This is a genomic window from Gilliamella sp. Pas-s27 (assembly GCF_009795865.1).
Taxonomy (GTDB): domain Bacteria; phylum Pseudomonadota; class Gammaproteobacteria; order Enterobacterales; family Orbaceae; genus Gilliamella.
The window spans coordinates 166,458-182,391 of record NZ_WTEW01000001.1 but is presented as its reverse complement, the minus strand read 5'-3'; the positions used below and the strand labels follow the sequence as shown (position 1 = coordinate 182,391).

At 35.3% G+C, this 15,934-nt stretch carries 14 protein-coding genes and 1 riboswitch; of the genes, 6 read left to right on the top strand and 8 right to left on the bottom strand.

The window, feature by feature from the left end; all coding sequences use genetic code 11:
- Nucleotides 1-5: 5 nt before the first annotated feature.
- The 4 genes from rng to GQ589_RS00805 all read right to left on the bottom strand — a co-directional run bounded on the left by rng (nt 6) and on the right by GQ589_RS00805 (nt 3,990).
- Nucleotides 6-1,481, bottom strand: coding sequence for a ribonuclease G (gene rng, locus GQ589_RS00820; RefSeq protein ID WP_160423953.1), 1,476 nt, complete (start codon nt 1,479-1,481; stop codon nt 6-8).
- A gap of 11 nt (nt 1,482-1,492) precedes the next feature.
- On the bottom strand, nt 1,493-1,978 hold the full coding sequence (gene mreD, locus GQ589_RS00815; protein WP_160423950.1) for a rod shape-determining protein MreD: 486 nt from the start codon (nt 1,976-1,978) through the stop codon (nt 1,493-1,495).
- A complete protein-coding gene (gene mreC / locus GQ589_RS00810) occupies nt 1,965-2,807 on the bottom strand; it encodes a rod shape-determining protein MreC (protein ID WP_160411169.1) in 843 nt (280 codons plus the stop codon). Before mreC ends, mreD begins: the two co-directional genes overlap by 14 nt.
- A 136-nt stretch (nt 2,808-2,943) precedes the next feature.
- Nucleotides 2,944-3,990 (bottom strand): rod shape-determining protein, encoded by a 1,047-nt coding sequence (locus GQ589_RS00805; RefSeq protein ID WP_160411168.1) that lies wholly within the window; start codon nt 3,988-3,990, stop codon nt 2,944-2,946.
- Nucleotides 3,991-4,364: 374 nt separating this feature from the next.
- Between GQ589_RS00805 and accB the strand changes: the two genes are divergently transcribed.
- The 3 genes from accB (at nt 4,365) to GQ589_RS00790 (ending at nt 6,915) form a co-directional block, all read left to right on the top strand.
- Nucleotides 4,365-4,829 (top strand): acetyl-CoA carboxylase biotin carboxyl carrier protein, encoded by a 465-nt coding sequence (gene accB, locus GQ589_RS00800; RefSeq protein WP_160423948.1) that lies wholly within the window; start codon nt 4,365-4,367, stop codon nt 4,827-4,829.
- 32 nt (nt 4,830-4,861) lie between these two features.
- The gene (accC, locus tag GQ589_RS00795; RefSeq protein ID WP_160423946.1) at nt 4,862-6,208 is read left to right on the top strand and encodes an acetyl-CoA carboxylase biotin carboxylase subunit; all 1,347 of its coding nucleotides are present in this window, start codon (nt 4,862-4,864) and stop codon (nt 6,206-6,208) included.
- A gap of 68 nt (nt 6,209-6,276) precedes the next feature.
- On the top strand, nt 6,277-6,915 hold the full coding sequence (locus GQ589_RS00790) for a bifunctional 4-hydroxy-2-oxoglutarate aldolase/2-dehydro-3-deoxy-phosphogluconate aldolase (RefSeq protein WP_160400371.1): 639 nt from the start codon (nt 6,277-6,279) through the stop codon (nt 6,913-6,915).
- Nucleotides 6,916-6,969: 54 nt separating this feature from the next.
- On the opposite strand, the gene GQ589_RS00785 is transcribed toward GQ589_RS00790, so the two are convergent.
- Nucleotides 6,970-7,740: an ABC transporter permease gene (locus tag GQ589_RS00785; protein WP_160411164.1), complete on the bottom strand. Its 771-nt coding sequence runs from the start codon at nt 7,738-7,740 to the stop codon at nt 6,970-6,972.
- Nucleotides 7,733-8,677, bottom strand: coding sequence for an ABC transporter ATP-binding protein (locus GQ589_RS00780; RefSeq protein WP_160400369.1), 945 nt, complete (start codon nt 8,675-8,677; stop codon nt 7,733-7,735). The genes GQ589_RS00785 and GQ589_RS00780 overlap by 8 nt, the downstream gene beginning before the upstream one ends.
- A 204-nt stretch (nt 8,678-8,881) precedes the next feature.
- Between GQ589_RS00780 and mog the strand changes: the two genes are divergently transcribed.
- The 3 genes from mog to lysC all read left to right on the top strand — a co-directional run bounded on the left by mog (nt 8,882) and on the right by lysC (nt 11,824).
- Complete coding sequence (gene mog, locus GQ589_RS00775; RefSeq protein ID WP_160400368.1) at nt 8,882-9,460, top strand: molybdopterin adenylyltransferase; 579 nt, start codon at nt 8,882-8,884, stop codon at nt 9,458-9,460.
- Nucleotides 9,461-9,635: 175 nt separating this feature from the next.
- The gene (argR, locus tag GQ589_RS00770) at nt 9,636-10,094 is read left to right on the top strand and encodes a transcriptional regulator ArgR (protein ID WP_160400367.1); all 459 of its coding nucleotides are present in this window, start codon (nt 9,636-9,638) and stop codon (nt 10,092-10,094) included.
- A gap of 116 nt (nt 10,095-10,210) precedes the next feature.
- A riboswitch (Lysine riboswitch) is annotated at nt 10,211-10,384 on the top strand.
- Between the two features lie 75 nt (nt 10,385-10,459).
- On the top strand, nt 10,460-11,824 hold the full coding sequence (gene lysC / locus GQ589_RS00765) for a lysine-sensitive aspartokinase 3 (RefSeq protein ID WP_160423944.1): 1,365 nt from the start codon (nt 10,460-10,462) through the stop codon (nt 11,822-11,824).
- A gap of 779 nt (nt 11,825-12,603) precedes the next feature.
- Here lysC and GQ589_RS00760 read toward each other — a convergent pair.
- Nucleotides 12,604-14,199 carry a bifunctional aspartate transaminase/aspartate 4-decarboxylase gene (locus GQ589_RS00760; protein WP_160411162.1) on the bottom strand — a complete coding sequence of 532 codons (1,596 nt, stop codon included), beginning with the start codon at nt 14,197-14,199 and terminating at the stop codon, nt 12,604-12,606.
- Between the two features lie 30 nt (nt 14,200-14,229).
- Nucleotides 14,230-15,930 (bottom strand): aspartate-alanine antiporter, encoded by a 1,701-nt coding sequence (gene aspT, locus GQ589_RS00755; protein WP_160423942.1) that lies wholly within the window; start codon nt 15,928-15,930, stop codon nt 14,230-14,232.
- Between the last annotated feature and the right edge of the window lie 4 nt (nt 15,931-15,934).

The window sequence follows — 15,934 nt, the reverse complement described above, 5'->3', positions numbered from 1 at the left end:
TGTTTCTACATTAATACAACATCGTATTGTTCTTGAATATAGAGTGGTTCAACTTTTACTTCAACACGTTTACCCACAAATACTTCAACTTCAGCTAAAGCATGAGATTCGTCATTAGTTAAAGCATTAGCCACAGAAGCAGACGCATAAACCAAAAAATACTCTGAGTGGTGTGCCTTATAAATACGAACTATCTCACGTAAAATTTCATTACAAACAGTTTCGACTGATTTGACCATACCACGACCTTTACATGCTGGACATTCCTCGCATAGAATATGTCCTATACTTTCGCGTGTTCGTTTACGTGTCATTTCAACCAAACCTAAAGTAGAAAATAAATTAACGGTAGTTCTCGCTCTATCTTTAGATAAGGAATCTTGGAGTGATTTTAATACTCTCTCACGATGCAGATCTTCTTGCATATCAATAAAGTCGATAATAATAATACCACCTAAATTGCGTAATCGTAACTGGCGAGCAATAGCAATGGTCGCTTCAATATTGGTATTAAAAATTGTTTCTTCTAAATTTCGATGCCCCACAAATGCACCAGTATTGATATCAATTGTTGTCATTGCCTCAGTTTGATCAATAATTAAATATCCGCCTGACTTTAATTTAACTTTACGCTCTAATGCTCTTTGAATCTCGTTTTCGGTATCATAAAGATCAAAAATCGGTATACTTCCACGATAATGTGACAATTTACTGGTCACTTCTGGCATAAATTCTTGAGTAAAATCAACCAATAAATCATAGGTTAATTTTGAATCAACTAAGATCCTCTCTATGGGATCGCCGACAAAATCTCGTAATACACGTTGTGATAATGCCAATTCACCATAAACTAGATTTTTACTTACTGGGCGAGCCATACGCTCTTGAATTTTAGCCCAAAGGCGTTTTAAAAAATTGGCATCCTGTTCTAACTCATGTGCATTAGCACCTTCTGCTGCAGTTCTGACAATAAAACCACCTTCAGAAGTTACATATTGCTCAACAATACATTTTAATCTTTCACGCTCTTGTTCACTTTCTATTCGTTGCGAAGTTGCTACATGCGCAGAATTTGGCCCAGGCATTAACACTAAATAACGCGATGGCAAAGTAATATCAGTTGTAAGCCTAGCGCCTTTGGTTCCAAGAGGATCTTTAACCACTTGCACCATTAAATCCTGTCCTTGGCGAACTAGTTCAGAGATATCTTTAACTTGAAATTGTTCTTGTTCCGTATCAGATACACACTCAGTATGTGGCATAATATCTGAAGCATGCAAAAAAGCAGCTTTATCAAGACCAATATCTACAAATGCAGCCTGCATTCCAGGCAAAATACGGATTACTTTACCCTTATAGATATTTCCAACAATACCACGTCTAGATTCGCGATCAACATGAATTTCTTGCAACACACCGTCTTCAATATAAGCAACGCGAGTTTCTGATGGCGTTATATTCATTAATAATTCAACAGACATAAAATTCCCTTTTAATTAATAGAAAAATTTCTTCTTATTAATCGCAAAAATAGATAGACAAAAATCCATAGCAACCCATCGACAAAGCTTGATAATAAAATCAAAGGTGATATTGTTATAGTATGATAAATACTAACTTGGAATAAAAATACTAAAAAACTATAGCATATCGAAATACCAAAAATAATAAACGACTGTTGCCATAGTGCCAAATTACGTATCAATTGAAACCGAAAAATAAGCAAATAAGCAATAAATGAATAAATAAAAGCATGGACACCAAGGATTGAACCTGAGCAAAGATCCACAATAAATCCAAACACAAAAGCTGTGCCAATCCCAACTCGGTGGGGAAGAGCAATAAACCAATAAGCGAAAAAGAGCATCAGCAAATGAGGTTTAAACATGTCGTATGGTGATGACCAAGGGATAATTTGTAAACATAAACCAATTAATAGTGTTATCCAAATAATTAGTATTCTATTACGTGCCATCATTTTTCACTCCTTGATTTCCCCACAATAACAATAAATAACGTAAACGTTTCAAATCTGCTGTTGGAGTAGCTGAAATAATAGGAGTTGAATCATTAATATCAAGCTTTACTGAACTTACTATTGCTACTGGATATCCTTCAGGAAAACGTCCATCAAGTCCTGAAGTGACTAAAACATCACCTACTTTTATATCAACGTTATTAGGCAAAAACTCCAATGTCAAATCATTACCACATCCATTACCTACTGCGATCATACCAATATCATTTTTAAGAGCTTTCACTGGAATTGCGTGTTGGTAATCACACACTAAAATCGCACGGCTCGTTGATTGCGCTGTTTTATAGATTTGCCCTATTATACCTTTTTCATCAACTACAGGTTGGCCAACATAAACGCCATCTTGTGTACCTTTATTTACAACAAATTGGTAAACATAAGGATCAGTATCTACCATCAACACCTGTGCAGCCATTTTATGTTCATCAGGTCTTAATGGGGAACCAAGTAATTGGCGAAGCCTAGTATTTTCGTGTTTTAGATGCTCTAGCAGTAATAAATCATTTTTTTGTTGTAATAATTCTGTATGCAATTTTGTATTTTCATTAATTAAAGTTTCTCGTGTTTTTGACATCTCATAAAGAGAATCAAGTGAAGACTTTGGCGCATTGGAAATATAATAAATAGGTGAAATAATAGTATCTAAATAATAACGAATTTCTCTAAATGGACGATAATTGATATCTAATATAATTAGCATTAAAGCTAATGCCAAAAAAGTAAATAGTTGTACACTAAGAGGCGAACGTTTAGAAAAAAGTAATTTCATTGTCCAGTACTTACCTGTTTTATGCTCAAGATCCAATTATTTCAAGACATGACTCCACCGACTATGTCGGCAGAAAATATGAAATATTGTTACTGACGTTTCATGCATATAAAACTAATTCATAATGAAGTAGCAATTAATCTTCACTAAATAAATCACCGCCATGCATATCAACCATATCTAAAGCTTTACCACCACCTCTAGCAACACATGTTAGAGGATCCTCTGCAACAACGACATGAATACCTGTTTCTGCTGACAATAACTTATCAATATTACGTAATAAAGCTCCCCCCCCAGTTAAAACCATGCCATGCTCTGAGATATCAGAAGCAAGTTCAGGAGGACATTGTTCTAATGCAACTTTAACTGCACTCACAATACCACTTAAAGGTTCTTGTAACGCCTCTAAGATTTCGTTAGAGTTTAAAGTGAAGCTACGAGGCACACCTTCGGCAAGATTACGACCACGAACTTCAATTTCAAGTACTTCATCACCCGGATAAGCACTACCAATAAAATGTTTTATTTTTTCGGCAGTTGCCTCACCGATTAATGCACCATAATTGCGACGAACATAATTAATAATAGCCTCATCAAATCTGTCACCACCAATACGTGCAGATGCAGAATAAACGACACCATTTAATGAAATAACAGCAACTTCAGTCGTTCCACCACCAATGTCAACTACCATCGAACCTGTTGGTGCAGACACAGGTAAATCTGCACCGATAGCTGCTGCCATTGGTTCTTCAATTAAATACACCTCACGAGCCCCTGCGCCTAATGCAGACTCACGAATTGCACGACGTTCAACTTGTGTAGCACCAACAGGAACACAAACAAGTACTCGTGGGCTTGGTCTTAAAAAACCATGACTATGAACTTGGCGAATAAAATACTGTAACATTTTTTCAGTAACTGAAAAATCAGCAATAACACCATCTTTCATTGGTCTAATAGCTGCAATGTTACCAGGTGTTCTCCCTAACATTTGTTTCGCAGCATGCCCAACAGCTGCAACACTTTTAGGTGTTCCTGTACGATGATCTTGACGAATCGCTACAACTGAAGGTTCGTTTAATACAATACCTTGTCCTTTTACATAAATAAGTGTATTTGCAGTACCTAAATCTATCGATAAATCATTTGAAAACAAGCCACGAACTTTTTTGAACATAATAAAAACTCTTCCTAAAATTAATCTTGCTTAAGTATATTTAAGTTTTTAAAAACAAACCATGGAATCAAAAAATATATATTTTCAACTTTATTAGTTGAATTAAATAAAACGTTATTTAATCCTTTTAAACCATGACCAACCTTAATAGTAATTTAGGTCTACCATTGTATCGCAATTATAAAATAATACCTAGAAAATAGTATAACAAGTGTTTGTAAATGAGATATATAATGACAAAATCAGTTTTACAGTGTATGCTCTCCCGTTAATGTTGAGTTACTGCCTTAATTATCTCGTTAAAAGATTGCTTTTAAGATATTAGGGGTGCATTAAATAATTGTTACTTATATCAAATAAACACGGTGTAATTCATGGATATACGCAAAATTAAAAAATTAATTGAACTAGTTGAAGAATCAGGTATTTCAGAAATTGAAATTTCTGAAGGTGAAGAATCAGTTAGAATTAGTCGTTCTGTACCTACAACAAACTATTCAGCACCAATACAAAACATTCAAATTCCTCAATCTTCTCCGATCGTTATGGCACCAAGTACACGAACTGAAGAAGTTGTCACAAATTCAGATAATATTGTTTCTACAGGCATAACCATAAAATCACCTATGGTGGGAACGTTTTACCGCACACCAAGCCCTGAATCGAAAGCTTTTGTCGAAGTAGGACAAACTGTAAATATTGGTGATGTGCTTTGTATTGTTGAAGCTATGAAAATGATGAACCAAATTGAATCAGAAAAAGCCGGTACAATTAAAGCTATTTTAGTTGAAAATGGCCAACCAGTTGAATTTGATCAGCCACTATTCATTATTGAATAATATAAACTTATTTATAAATTAAGAGATTGGATATGCTTGATAAAATTCTTATTGCTAATCGTGGAGAAATTGCTCTGCGTATCTTGAGAGCATGCAAAGAACTTGGAATTAAAACTGTCGCAGTTCATTCTTCGGCAGATAAAGATTTAAAACATGTACTTCTTGCAGATGAAACTGTTTGCATTGGTCCAGCAGCTTCCTCTAAAAGTTACCTCAATATTCCTGCATTAATTTCTGCTGCTGAAGTAACAGGAACAGCAGCAATTCATCCTGGATACGGATTTTTATCTGAAAATGCAGACTTTGCCGAACAAGTTGAACGTTCTGGCTTTATTTTTGTTGGCCCAAAACCGGATACGATTCGTCTAATGGGAGATAAAGTATCTGCAATTCATGCCATGAAAAAAGCTGGGGTTCCTTGTGTACCTGGTTCTGATGGTCCTTTAAGTAATGATATCGAAACCAATAAACAAATAGCAAAACAGATTGGGTATCCTGTTATCATCAAAGCTTCAGGAGGAGGTGGTGGTCGTGGTATGCGAATTGTTCGTGAAGAAAAAGATCTTGAACAATCAATCAAAATGACCAAGCTAGAAGCAAAAACAGCTTTTAGTAACGATATGGTTTACATGGAAAAATTCCTTGAAAACCCTCGTCATATTGAAATTCAGGTTCTCTCTGATGGACAAGGTAATGCCGTTTACTTAGGCGAACGGGATTGTTCAATGCAAAGACGTCATCAAAAAGTTGTTGAAGAAGCGCCGGCTGTCGGTATTACTCCCAAAATGCGTAAATTTATTGGCGAACGTTGCGTTAAAGCATGTATTGAGATTGGCTATCGTGGTGCAGGAACATTCGAATTCTTATTTGAAAATGGTGAGTTTTATTTCATTGAGATGAATACTCGTATTCAAGTAGAGCATCCGGTTACCGAAATGATAACCGGCGTTGATCTAATAAAAGAACAAATTTTAATCGCTGCAGGAAAACCTCTCTCGATCAAACAAAGTGATATTGAAATCAAAGGTCATGCTATCGAATGTAGAATTAATGCCGAAGATCCAAAAAACTTTATGCCATCACCAGGAAAAATTACGCGTTTCCACGCTCCAGGTGGTCTTGGAATTCGTTGGGAATCACATATTTATGCTGGTTACACTGTTCCTCCTTACTATGATTCAATGATTGGTAAATTGATTTCTTATGGTGAAACCCGTAAAGTTGCCATTGCTCGTATGAAAAATGCATTAGCTGAACTAGTTATTGACGGTATCAAAACCAATATTGATCTCCATATTGAAATTATGAATGATGAAGGTTTCCAAAAAGGTGGCACGAATATTCATTATTTAGAAAAAAAACTAGGCATTTATGAGTAACAAAGTAATCCCTATTTATTAGGGATTATTGTTATATTTAATTATAAATAAGGTATAAATAGAAATAAATGAAAAATTGGAAAAAAAGCGCTGAAGAAATTTTAACCATGGGGCCTGTTGTTCCGGTTATTGTCATTGAAAGAATTGAAGATGCTGTACCTCTTGCCAAAGCTCTAATTGCTGGTGGAGTAAAAGTACTGGAAGTGACACTAAGAACGGCTTGTGCGATTGATGCAATAAAGAAAATCATTAAAGAAGTTCCTGAAGCAGTTGTAGGAGCAGGAACAGTTACTAGTGTTGAACAACTAAAACAGGTTACTGAAGCAGGAGTTGAGTTTGTTATTACACCGGGAATTACTGATACTATTTTAAAAGCTGCAGTTGAAGGTCCTATCCCTGTTATTCCTGGTATTGCAACTATTTCAGAACTATTAACAGCGCAAGAATATGGCCTAACAGCATTAAAATTCTTCCCAGCTGAAATCAATGGTGGTGTTGCAGCATTAAAAGCATTTTCTGGCCCTTGTGGATACATGAAGTTTTGCCCTACTGGCGGTGTAAATCCTAAAAACTACCGTGATTATTTGGCTCTAGATAATGTACTATGCGTGGGTGGAACTTGGTTTATTCCAACAGATGCAATTGCAAAAGGTGATTTTGCTAAAATTACTGAAATGGCAAAAGAAGCCATTACTGGTGCACAATAACCCTTATACTCCGCCGATACAATATCGGCGGATAACTACTAATGATCTACTTTATTAGCTTCTCAATCCTCGCCCATTTTCAATAAGTCGCCATGCAATAACATAAAGTAGGGTCACAAACAAAATTAGCATCAAAAAAGTGATCCATAACGGTACATCTGTCACCCCCAAAAAGCCATAACGAAAACCGTTAATCATATAAACGATTGGATTAATTTTTGATAGCCATTGCCAAAATATTGGTAACATAGAAATTGAATAAAAAACACCACCGAGATAAGTTAATGGTGTTAACACAAACGTTGGAATAAGACTTATATCATCAAATGTCTTGGCAAAGACTGCATTTAGTAAACCAGCCAATGAAAACAGAATCGAGGTCAGTAATAATATGCATATAATAAATAACCAGGAATGCACTTCATAACGAACAAAAAATAACGATACAATAGTAACTAAAATACCAGTTAAAATACCACGCATCACCCCTCCCCCCACATATCCCAAAATAAGAATGTGAGTTGGAACAGGCGCCACTAATAATTCTTCAATATTACGTTGAAACTTAGCACTAAAAAAGGATGAACAGACATTAGTATAAGAATTAGTGATAACAGACATCATTATTAAACCTGGCACAATGAAAGCCATATAGCTAAAACCTCCCATATCACCAACACGAGAACCAATTAAGTTACCAAAAATAATAAAATAAAGTGACATCGTAATAACGGGGGGGATTAGAGTTTGGATCCAAATTCTTAAAAATCGTGTTACTTCTTTACGCCAAATACTTTTTAAAGCAATCCAGTATAAATTATTCATTAATACTTTCCTTTTGTTTGTTCTCATTATGCAACAAATCAACAAATAACTCTTCTAACCGATTTGCTTTATTTCGTACGCTGATCACTTTAATATTTTGTTGATTTAGTTGCTCAAATAACTGATTTAATCCATGTTGTTTATCTACTTTTACTTCTAACATACCTTGTTCAACATCAGAATAATTATAATCCTTTAATTCAATCCGTTTAGGTATTGGAATATAATCAATAACAATAGTTTCAGATTGACTTTTTGCCAAAAGCTCACGCATTGATGAATTTGCTATCAATTGACCGCTTTGAATAATACCGATATTTCGACACAACATTTCGGCTTCTTCTAAATAATGGGTGGTTAAAATAATTGTGATACCTTGACGATTTATTTCACGTAGAAAATCCCACATAGAACGGCGTAATTCAATATCAACACCGGCAGTTGGTTCATCAAGAATCAATAATTTCGGCTCGTGAACAAGGGCTCTAGCTATCATTAATCGCCTTTTCATACCACCTGATAACATACTAGCTCGGCTGTGACGTTTATCCCATAAATCTAAAACTCGCAAATACTTTTCAGCACGTTCTAATGCAAGCTTACGATGCAAGCCATAATAACCACCTTGATTAGTAACTATTTGTAGCACTTCTTCAAATTGATTAAAATTAAATTCTTGCGGCACTAATCCTAATTGTCTTTTTGCATTTACAACATCAGTATCTAAGTCATGTCCAAAAATTTTAACTTGTCCTGAGGATTTAGTCACTAATGAACTAATAATACCGATAGTTGTTGACTTTCCAGCACCATTTGGTCCTAACAAAGCATAAAAATCGCCCGCCTCGACAGTCAAATCGATGCCTTTTAAAGCTACTACACCATTTTTATAGATTTTTTTGAGTGAGATCAACTCAAGCGCAGGAATTAGTGGCATGAATATACCTTAATAGAATAAATTGTTATTTGAATAGTATGATATCATGTTAAAAGAACAGACAATATAACCAATTATTACAAAAAATTTTAGTCTTACTTATATCAATAAATTAACACATATTTTTAATTAGACATTAGAGGTATTAGCAGTTTGGTTTCGATTTTGAACTGAGTGTGATTACCTTCTTAAGGAATAAGTATCATGTTTAAAATTGGGTTAATCTCAGTATCAGATAGAGCTTCAAACGGCATTTACCAAGACGAAGGTATACCATCTTTAATTTCATGGTTACAAACCGCATTAAAAACACCATTTACAACCGAAAATTATATTATTCCGGATGAACAGGTAGTCATTGAAAAAACATTATGTGAACTTGTTGATAATCTACATTGCCATTTAATTTTAACCACTGGCGGTACAGGCCCTGCAATTAGAGATGTAACACCAGATGCAACATTAGCAATCGCGGATCGAGTAATGCCCGGGTATGGAGAACAAATGCGGCAAATCAGTTTACATTTTGTACCAACCGCAATTTTATCAAGACAAGTTGGTGTTATTCGCAAAAAATGTTTAATCATAAACTTACCTGGTAGACCAAAATCAATTAAAGAAACACTTGAAGGAGTTAAGGATAATCAAGGTAATGTAATTGTTAGCGGTATCTTTGCCAGTGTTCCTTATTGTATACAACTTTTAGAAGGCCCCTATATTGAAACCCATGATCAAATAGTTAAATCTTTTCGACCTAAGGAAGCAATAAAATCAAATCTTTAATTTTATGCAAATTTAACGCATAATTATCTATATTATAGATTGTTACTAATGCTATCAAAAATAGTAACTATTTTAGTTTGAATAACACACAGACACAGATTTGATTACAAATATCATGATCATAAATACACAAATTAGCACAAAAACAGTAAAAAATTAAAAACCAAGGAACATTATGAAACAAGCCGATCTTACTAAAACATTTAAAGAGATGCTTCGTCAAGAGACGTTTAGTTCACAAGTAGAAATCGTACAAGCCTTACAAGAGCAAGGTTTTGACAATATCAATCAATCTAAAGTTTCACGCATGCTAACTAAATTTGGTGCAGTGAGAACCCGAAATGCGAAATCTGAAATGGTTTATTGTTTACCAGCGGAACTTGGCATACCAACAACGAGTAGTCCATTAAAAAATTTAGTAATTGATATTGATTTTAATAGCTCAATGGTAGTAACACGTACTAGCCCTGGCGCAGCCCAACTCATAGCTAGATTACTAGACTCAATTGGTAAATCAAAAGGAATCTTAGGTTCAATTGCTGGTGATGACACAATTTTTAGTACACCAACTAAAGAATGTACGGTAAAAAAATTATATCAAACCATTATTGAATTGTTTGAACAAGAATTATAGGTTTTTCTATTTTGTTAGAATCATATTATGAACAAATAATTTTTTAATTTTTAACCTATTGACACAAAAAACAAAATCGTTAATCTTATATGATGATAATTTCATAACTGAAATTGCAAAAACGAAGAGGTGCATTACTCAGGTAAATCATTTTAGGGACTGGAACCACTAATAAATGATCTAGGGGATGTAATGCCGAGATTTGATAGTCAATCCAGAAGCTATCAAATCGACTGCAAGGGCTGAATCCCTTGGGTTGTCACCTTAACAGGTGGAGCGCTTCATGGTCTGTGCTTTTTTAATCGTAAACAGGACACTACCGCTCTAACTCTGTTAAAAATAAAAATTTTTAATATGAGGAATTCATGGAAACATCATTTATAATTGCCAAATTTGGTGGTACTAGCGTTGCCGATTATCCATCAATGGTAAATAGCGCTAATATTGTAATCGCTAATTCTAACGTAAAAGTTGTAGTGCTATCGGCATCTGCAGGTGTGACAAATTTATTAGTCGCATTAGCAGAAGGTCGTGATGTCGATGTTCGATCTCAACATATTGCCAAAATTCAATCGATCCAATACAACATTTTAGAACAACTACCTGAAAACCCCGAGCTACGAAATGAAATTGACAAAATTATAGCTAATATAGCCTCTTTGTCTGAAGCTGCAAGTTTAGCTACATCACCAGCATTAACTGATGAGCTTGTTAGCCACGGTGAAATGATGTCTTCAAAGCTATTTGTCGAAATATTGAAAGAAAAACAAAAAAATGCTACATGGTTTGATGTCCGTAAAGTTCTACGCACCGATAATAAATTTGGTAAAGCCACACCTAAAATTGAAGATATTAAACAACTTTGCTGTGCGCATTTAAAATCGCTAAACAATCAGGGGATCATTGTAACACAAGGATTTATCGGTAGTGAAAACTCTGGTAAAACCACGACATTAGGGCGTGGTGGGAGCGACTATACAGCTGCGTTATTAGGTGAAGCATTAAATGCAACTCAAATTGACATTTGGACTGACGTTGCAGGAATTTATACTAATGACCCTCGCATTACCCCAGCGGCTAAACGTATTGATGAAATATCTTTTGCCGAAGCGACCGAAATGGCAACATTTGGTGCAAAAGTGTTACATCCAGCAACATTAGTACCAGCAGTACGTAGCAATATCCCAGTTTTTGTTGGTTCAAGCAAAGCGCCTCAAGAAGGAGGAACAATTGTTTACAACACAAACAGCATTACATCTAAATTACCCACATTTAGAGCTTTAGCACTACGTCGCAAACAAACATTATTAACACTAACTAGTTTAAATATGCTTCATGCTCAAGGTTTTCTAGCTAATGTATTTAAAATATTAGCTGAACATAATATTTCGGTTGATTTAGTAACCACATCAGAAGTAAGTATCGCATTAACTATTGATACCACAGGCACTAATACCAACGGTAGCAGTTTATTAACAAAAGAATTATTTAACGAACTATCAAAAGTTTGTAATGTAACAGTAGAAGAAGACTTAGCACTAATTGCGATAATTGGAAACAACCTAACTTCAACAAAAGGTATACCAAAAGAAGTATTTGGTGTGTTAGATGATTTTATTATTAGACTTTGTTGCTATGGGGCAAGTACTCACAATATTTGCCTATTAGCAAAAAGTAATGATGCTGAATCAATTATTAAAATTCTACATAAAACAATTTTCGAACAATAATATTAGAAAAAGAGAATACCTTTAACGCCTATTTTTTGACTGAAGAATACGGTCAGTGCGATTACTAGACACCAGATTTTGGTCTTCTGCACTGGCTATGATTTGCTTCCCAAAACACATAGTCTAGCCTCCTCTTTGGTTCGCTAAACTAGTCTGTTGTTGACACATTCTAAAGCAAAAAAATTAATAAAATCACAACCGTTTTTTGTGGTGATATCACTCCCCTTTTAAAACCGTTAGAAGTATTAGCTGATAATTTATATGGAGCTGAAGCAGCTAAAGAATTAGTTTGGCGTATCACTTATGTTAAAAATGATGAAATAGTTTCAACTGATCAATTAGTTCCAATTCCAGAATTAGGTGATTTAAAAGACTTTGTTGGTGTTTATAGCGATGATGAAGATGAAGATGACACGAGTGTCTCTTATGATGAAAATAGTCATACAGAACAATACATGCCACATATGTTAGGTTAGGGTTATGGTCCTAAAGTTAATCCATAAAAATAGCAAACCCGTTTGTTATTGCAAGTAAATGGACGACAATGCATAATTCGTTAAAGCCGCTGATCGAGTTGCCTGCCAAGACAGTGATTTTTATTCGATAAATGGCTTTATTTTTGAAAAATAAAAACTTGAATAAAATCAATGCCTTTCCTGACCAATTTTTATAAGGCTTTTGTTGGATTTTATTATAAATAACGAAGTCATGTTTTATTTGGTAAATAAAAACCCTAGATTATCTAGGGTTTTGTGTGGGTTATTAGTATAACTATTTAGTTATTTGTTTTTTGCTTTATATTCTGCGTAATATTCCTCGGCCAATTTGCGCATTGATAAGCCAATTGCGGCATATTGGTATTCATTTAAATTCGCTAACGATGCTCGGGCTGATGGGTGTTGTACGGCAAATCCTTTACCTGGTAATAGCACTACACCCGCTTCGTCGGCAATTCTAAATAGCATTTCAGATGGATTTTTATTTTTTAGGATCCATTTTGCGAATTTGTCGTCATATAACTCTCGGCAAATATGCTCTAAGTCAACTAATGTGTAGTAGTCTACGCTGTTTTCATCCGTTTTATGTTGCATACCTAAATGTTGATAAAGTGATGCTGCACGGCGACGGATTAATGATTTTAATGCGTTTTTATAACTTTGATCGCTATCCATCATTTCGCATAAGGCAAATAATACCATCTGTACTTGTTGCGGAGTTGAAAGCCCTGCAGTATGGTTTAAAGCAACCGCACGGCTATCAGCCACTAAACGATCGATAAATTTTAGATTTTCAGGATCAGTAACAATTGAGCTATAGCGTTTGTTTAAGATCTGTTTAGTTTTGTTTGGTAGTGCTTTAATGGTGTTGTCTATGACATTATCACGTGCCGTTGCAATAACACCTAAACGCCAACCTGTTGCTCCAAAATATTTCGAAAATGAATAAACTAAGATGGTATTTTTTGGGCAGATCGCAAATAGGGATTGGAAATCATCAGCAAATGTACCATAAACATCATCAGTTAGAATAATTAATTCAGGACGTTTTTTGACAATGTCGGCTATGATTTTTAAGCTTTTATCATCAATTTTAACTGATGGTGGGTTTGATGGGTTAACAACGAAAAAGGCTTTGATTGATGGATCTTCTAATTTTCGTAGTTCTGATTCAGGATATTGCCAATTTAAGTTAGGATCAGAATTGATTAACACTTCAACAAGTTGGTAATCGTTAAGTTCAGGAATTTCAAGATAAGGCGTGAATATTGGCGCTCCAATAGCAATTTTATCGCCCTTTTCAATTAATCCGTTTTCTTTCATTGAATTAAAAATATAAGCCATGGCTGCTGTGCCACCTTCAACAGCAAAGAGGTCAATATCATCGCGATCTAAATATTGAGCCCCCATTTGTTGTAAAACATAGGATTTTACGACATCTTCGCTAAAGTGTAGCATTCTATCTGGTACGGGGTAATTACACCCTAAAATACCTTCGACCATTTCTTGTAGAAAGGCATTTTCATCAAGTCCAAGTTGATCGCGAATATAAGAAAATGCTTTTCCTAAAAATGCCACGCCAGGAGTGTGATAGTTTTGGCGGACAAAATGTTCAAAGCGTCCTGTTAAACCCGCTTTGATAGGCATGCCACCAACACCTTCATTTAAATATGAAAATGACATTTCGGATTCTTGAGTCGCAAAAACACCTAGTTGGAAAAAGGCTTGACGTGGCCATGTGGCAAGAAAGTTTGGATTACCACGACCTGCATTTAGCATAGCGCGATCAGCATGACTTTGTGCTAACTCAATTAAGCTATCTTTAAGTTCAAAAGGACTTAAATTGGCATATTTTGCATATTCTGTTTTGTTTTTCATAATTTGTATCCTTTATCATGTATATTTCAATTAAACGAAAGCAACAACCAATGGCCCTAATAATGTTAGGAAGACATTAGCAAGGGCATAGGTAATAGCGAAAGAGTTAGTTGGTGTTGAGTTGCCTGCTTTGTTAAGTACTTCACCAAAAGCAGGGTTAGCGCTACGCGCACCGGCTAAAGCACCAGCAAATACCGCGGCATTTTTATAACCAAGTACATATTTACCAAAATAAATCGCAAGTAGCATTGGCAATAACGTTACAACAACACCAATTAAAAACAAAGATAAGCCTTGTTCTTGGATAGTATGAATTGCTTGTAGTCCTGAACTTAAACCAACGACAGCAACAAAACCAGCCAAACCAAAATCTTTTAATAACTGCACAGCACCTGTTGGAATATTACCGACAGTTTGATGAAGTGAGCGATACCAACCAAATAATAAACCCGATAAAAGCGCACCACCACCAGCACCTAAAGTAATTGGAATATTGCTGACACGAATCACAATTAAGCCAATAATTAAACCAACAACAAGTCCTAACCCATGAAATATCCAATCAGTTTTATCACTTTTGGCGATCGGTGCCCCGATTTTATCAACAACACGTTTAAGATCACCTGCGCTACCATAAACAGTGATAACATCACCAAGTTTTAAGTTAATATCGTTATTAAGTGGTAAAAGCATGCCATCACGATGTATCGCAATTAAATAGATACCGTGTTTCAATTTCATCACTTCGTCAGATGATAAAACGTCAGATAGGTTTTGCCCAACGTAACGAGTGTTACGCATTTCGACATCTTGGGTGCTCATCACAACATCCATACCTGATGCTGAGTTAATTTCTTCGCCAAGTAGATCACTCGCGCTAATCATGGCATCACGGTGACCAACAACCAGAATGATATCTTTCGATTTGAGTAAAGTTTCTGGCGTTGCTTCAATTATTTTATTGCCACGTTTGATACGTTCAATACTAATCCCGTTAATTGTCTTTTCAAGATGTTCGACAGTTTGATTGATTTTATTGGTGATACGATACAAACGACCTGTAACGTCCGATAAAGCTAAATTTTGATTGCTACCTAATAAAAGTGAACCATGAAGTTGTTCGGCTTGTGCTTTCATTGCATCATCGCCAATATCACTCCCCATTATTTTAGGTAGAATGTTAACACACACAATAATGGCACCAAGCGAACCAAAGATGTAAGTAACAGCATAGCCAATGGTGACATTTGCCTGCATTTTACTTAACTCCTCTGCACTTAAGCCAAGTTGACTTAATGCATCAGATGCGGTACCCATGATGGCCGATTGCGTTAATCCGCCTGCCGCTAAACCAGCAGCAAGTCCTTTGTCTAAATTAAATAACTTAGACAATATAACAACGGTGATTAACCCCGCAACAGCAATAAAGAGTGCTAAAAAGATTTCGCGTAAGGTTTTAACCCCTAGCGAACGAAAGAACTGAGGACCACTTTCAAAACCAACAGCATAAATAAAGAGAGCAAAAAGTACAGCTTTAACACCAGCGTCAATGGTCACACCAAAAACACTTAATGCAACAGCAACAAGTAATGAACCCGCAACGCCACCAAGTTGGAATTTTCCAATTCGAATAGCGCCAATTAAATACCCTAAACTTAAAGATAGAAATAAAAGAATTTCTGGTGAGTGTTTAAGCCCATCTAAAATCCATTGTGAAAGCCATTGAAACATAATA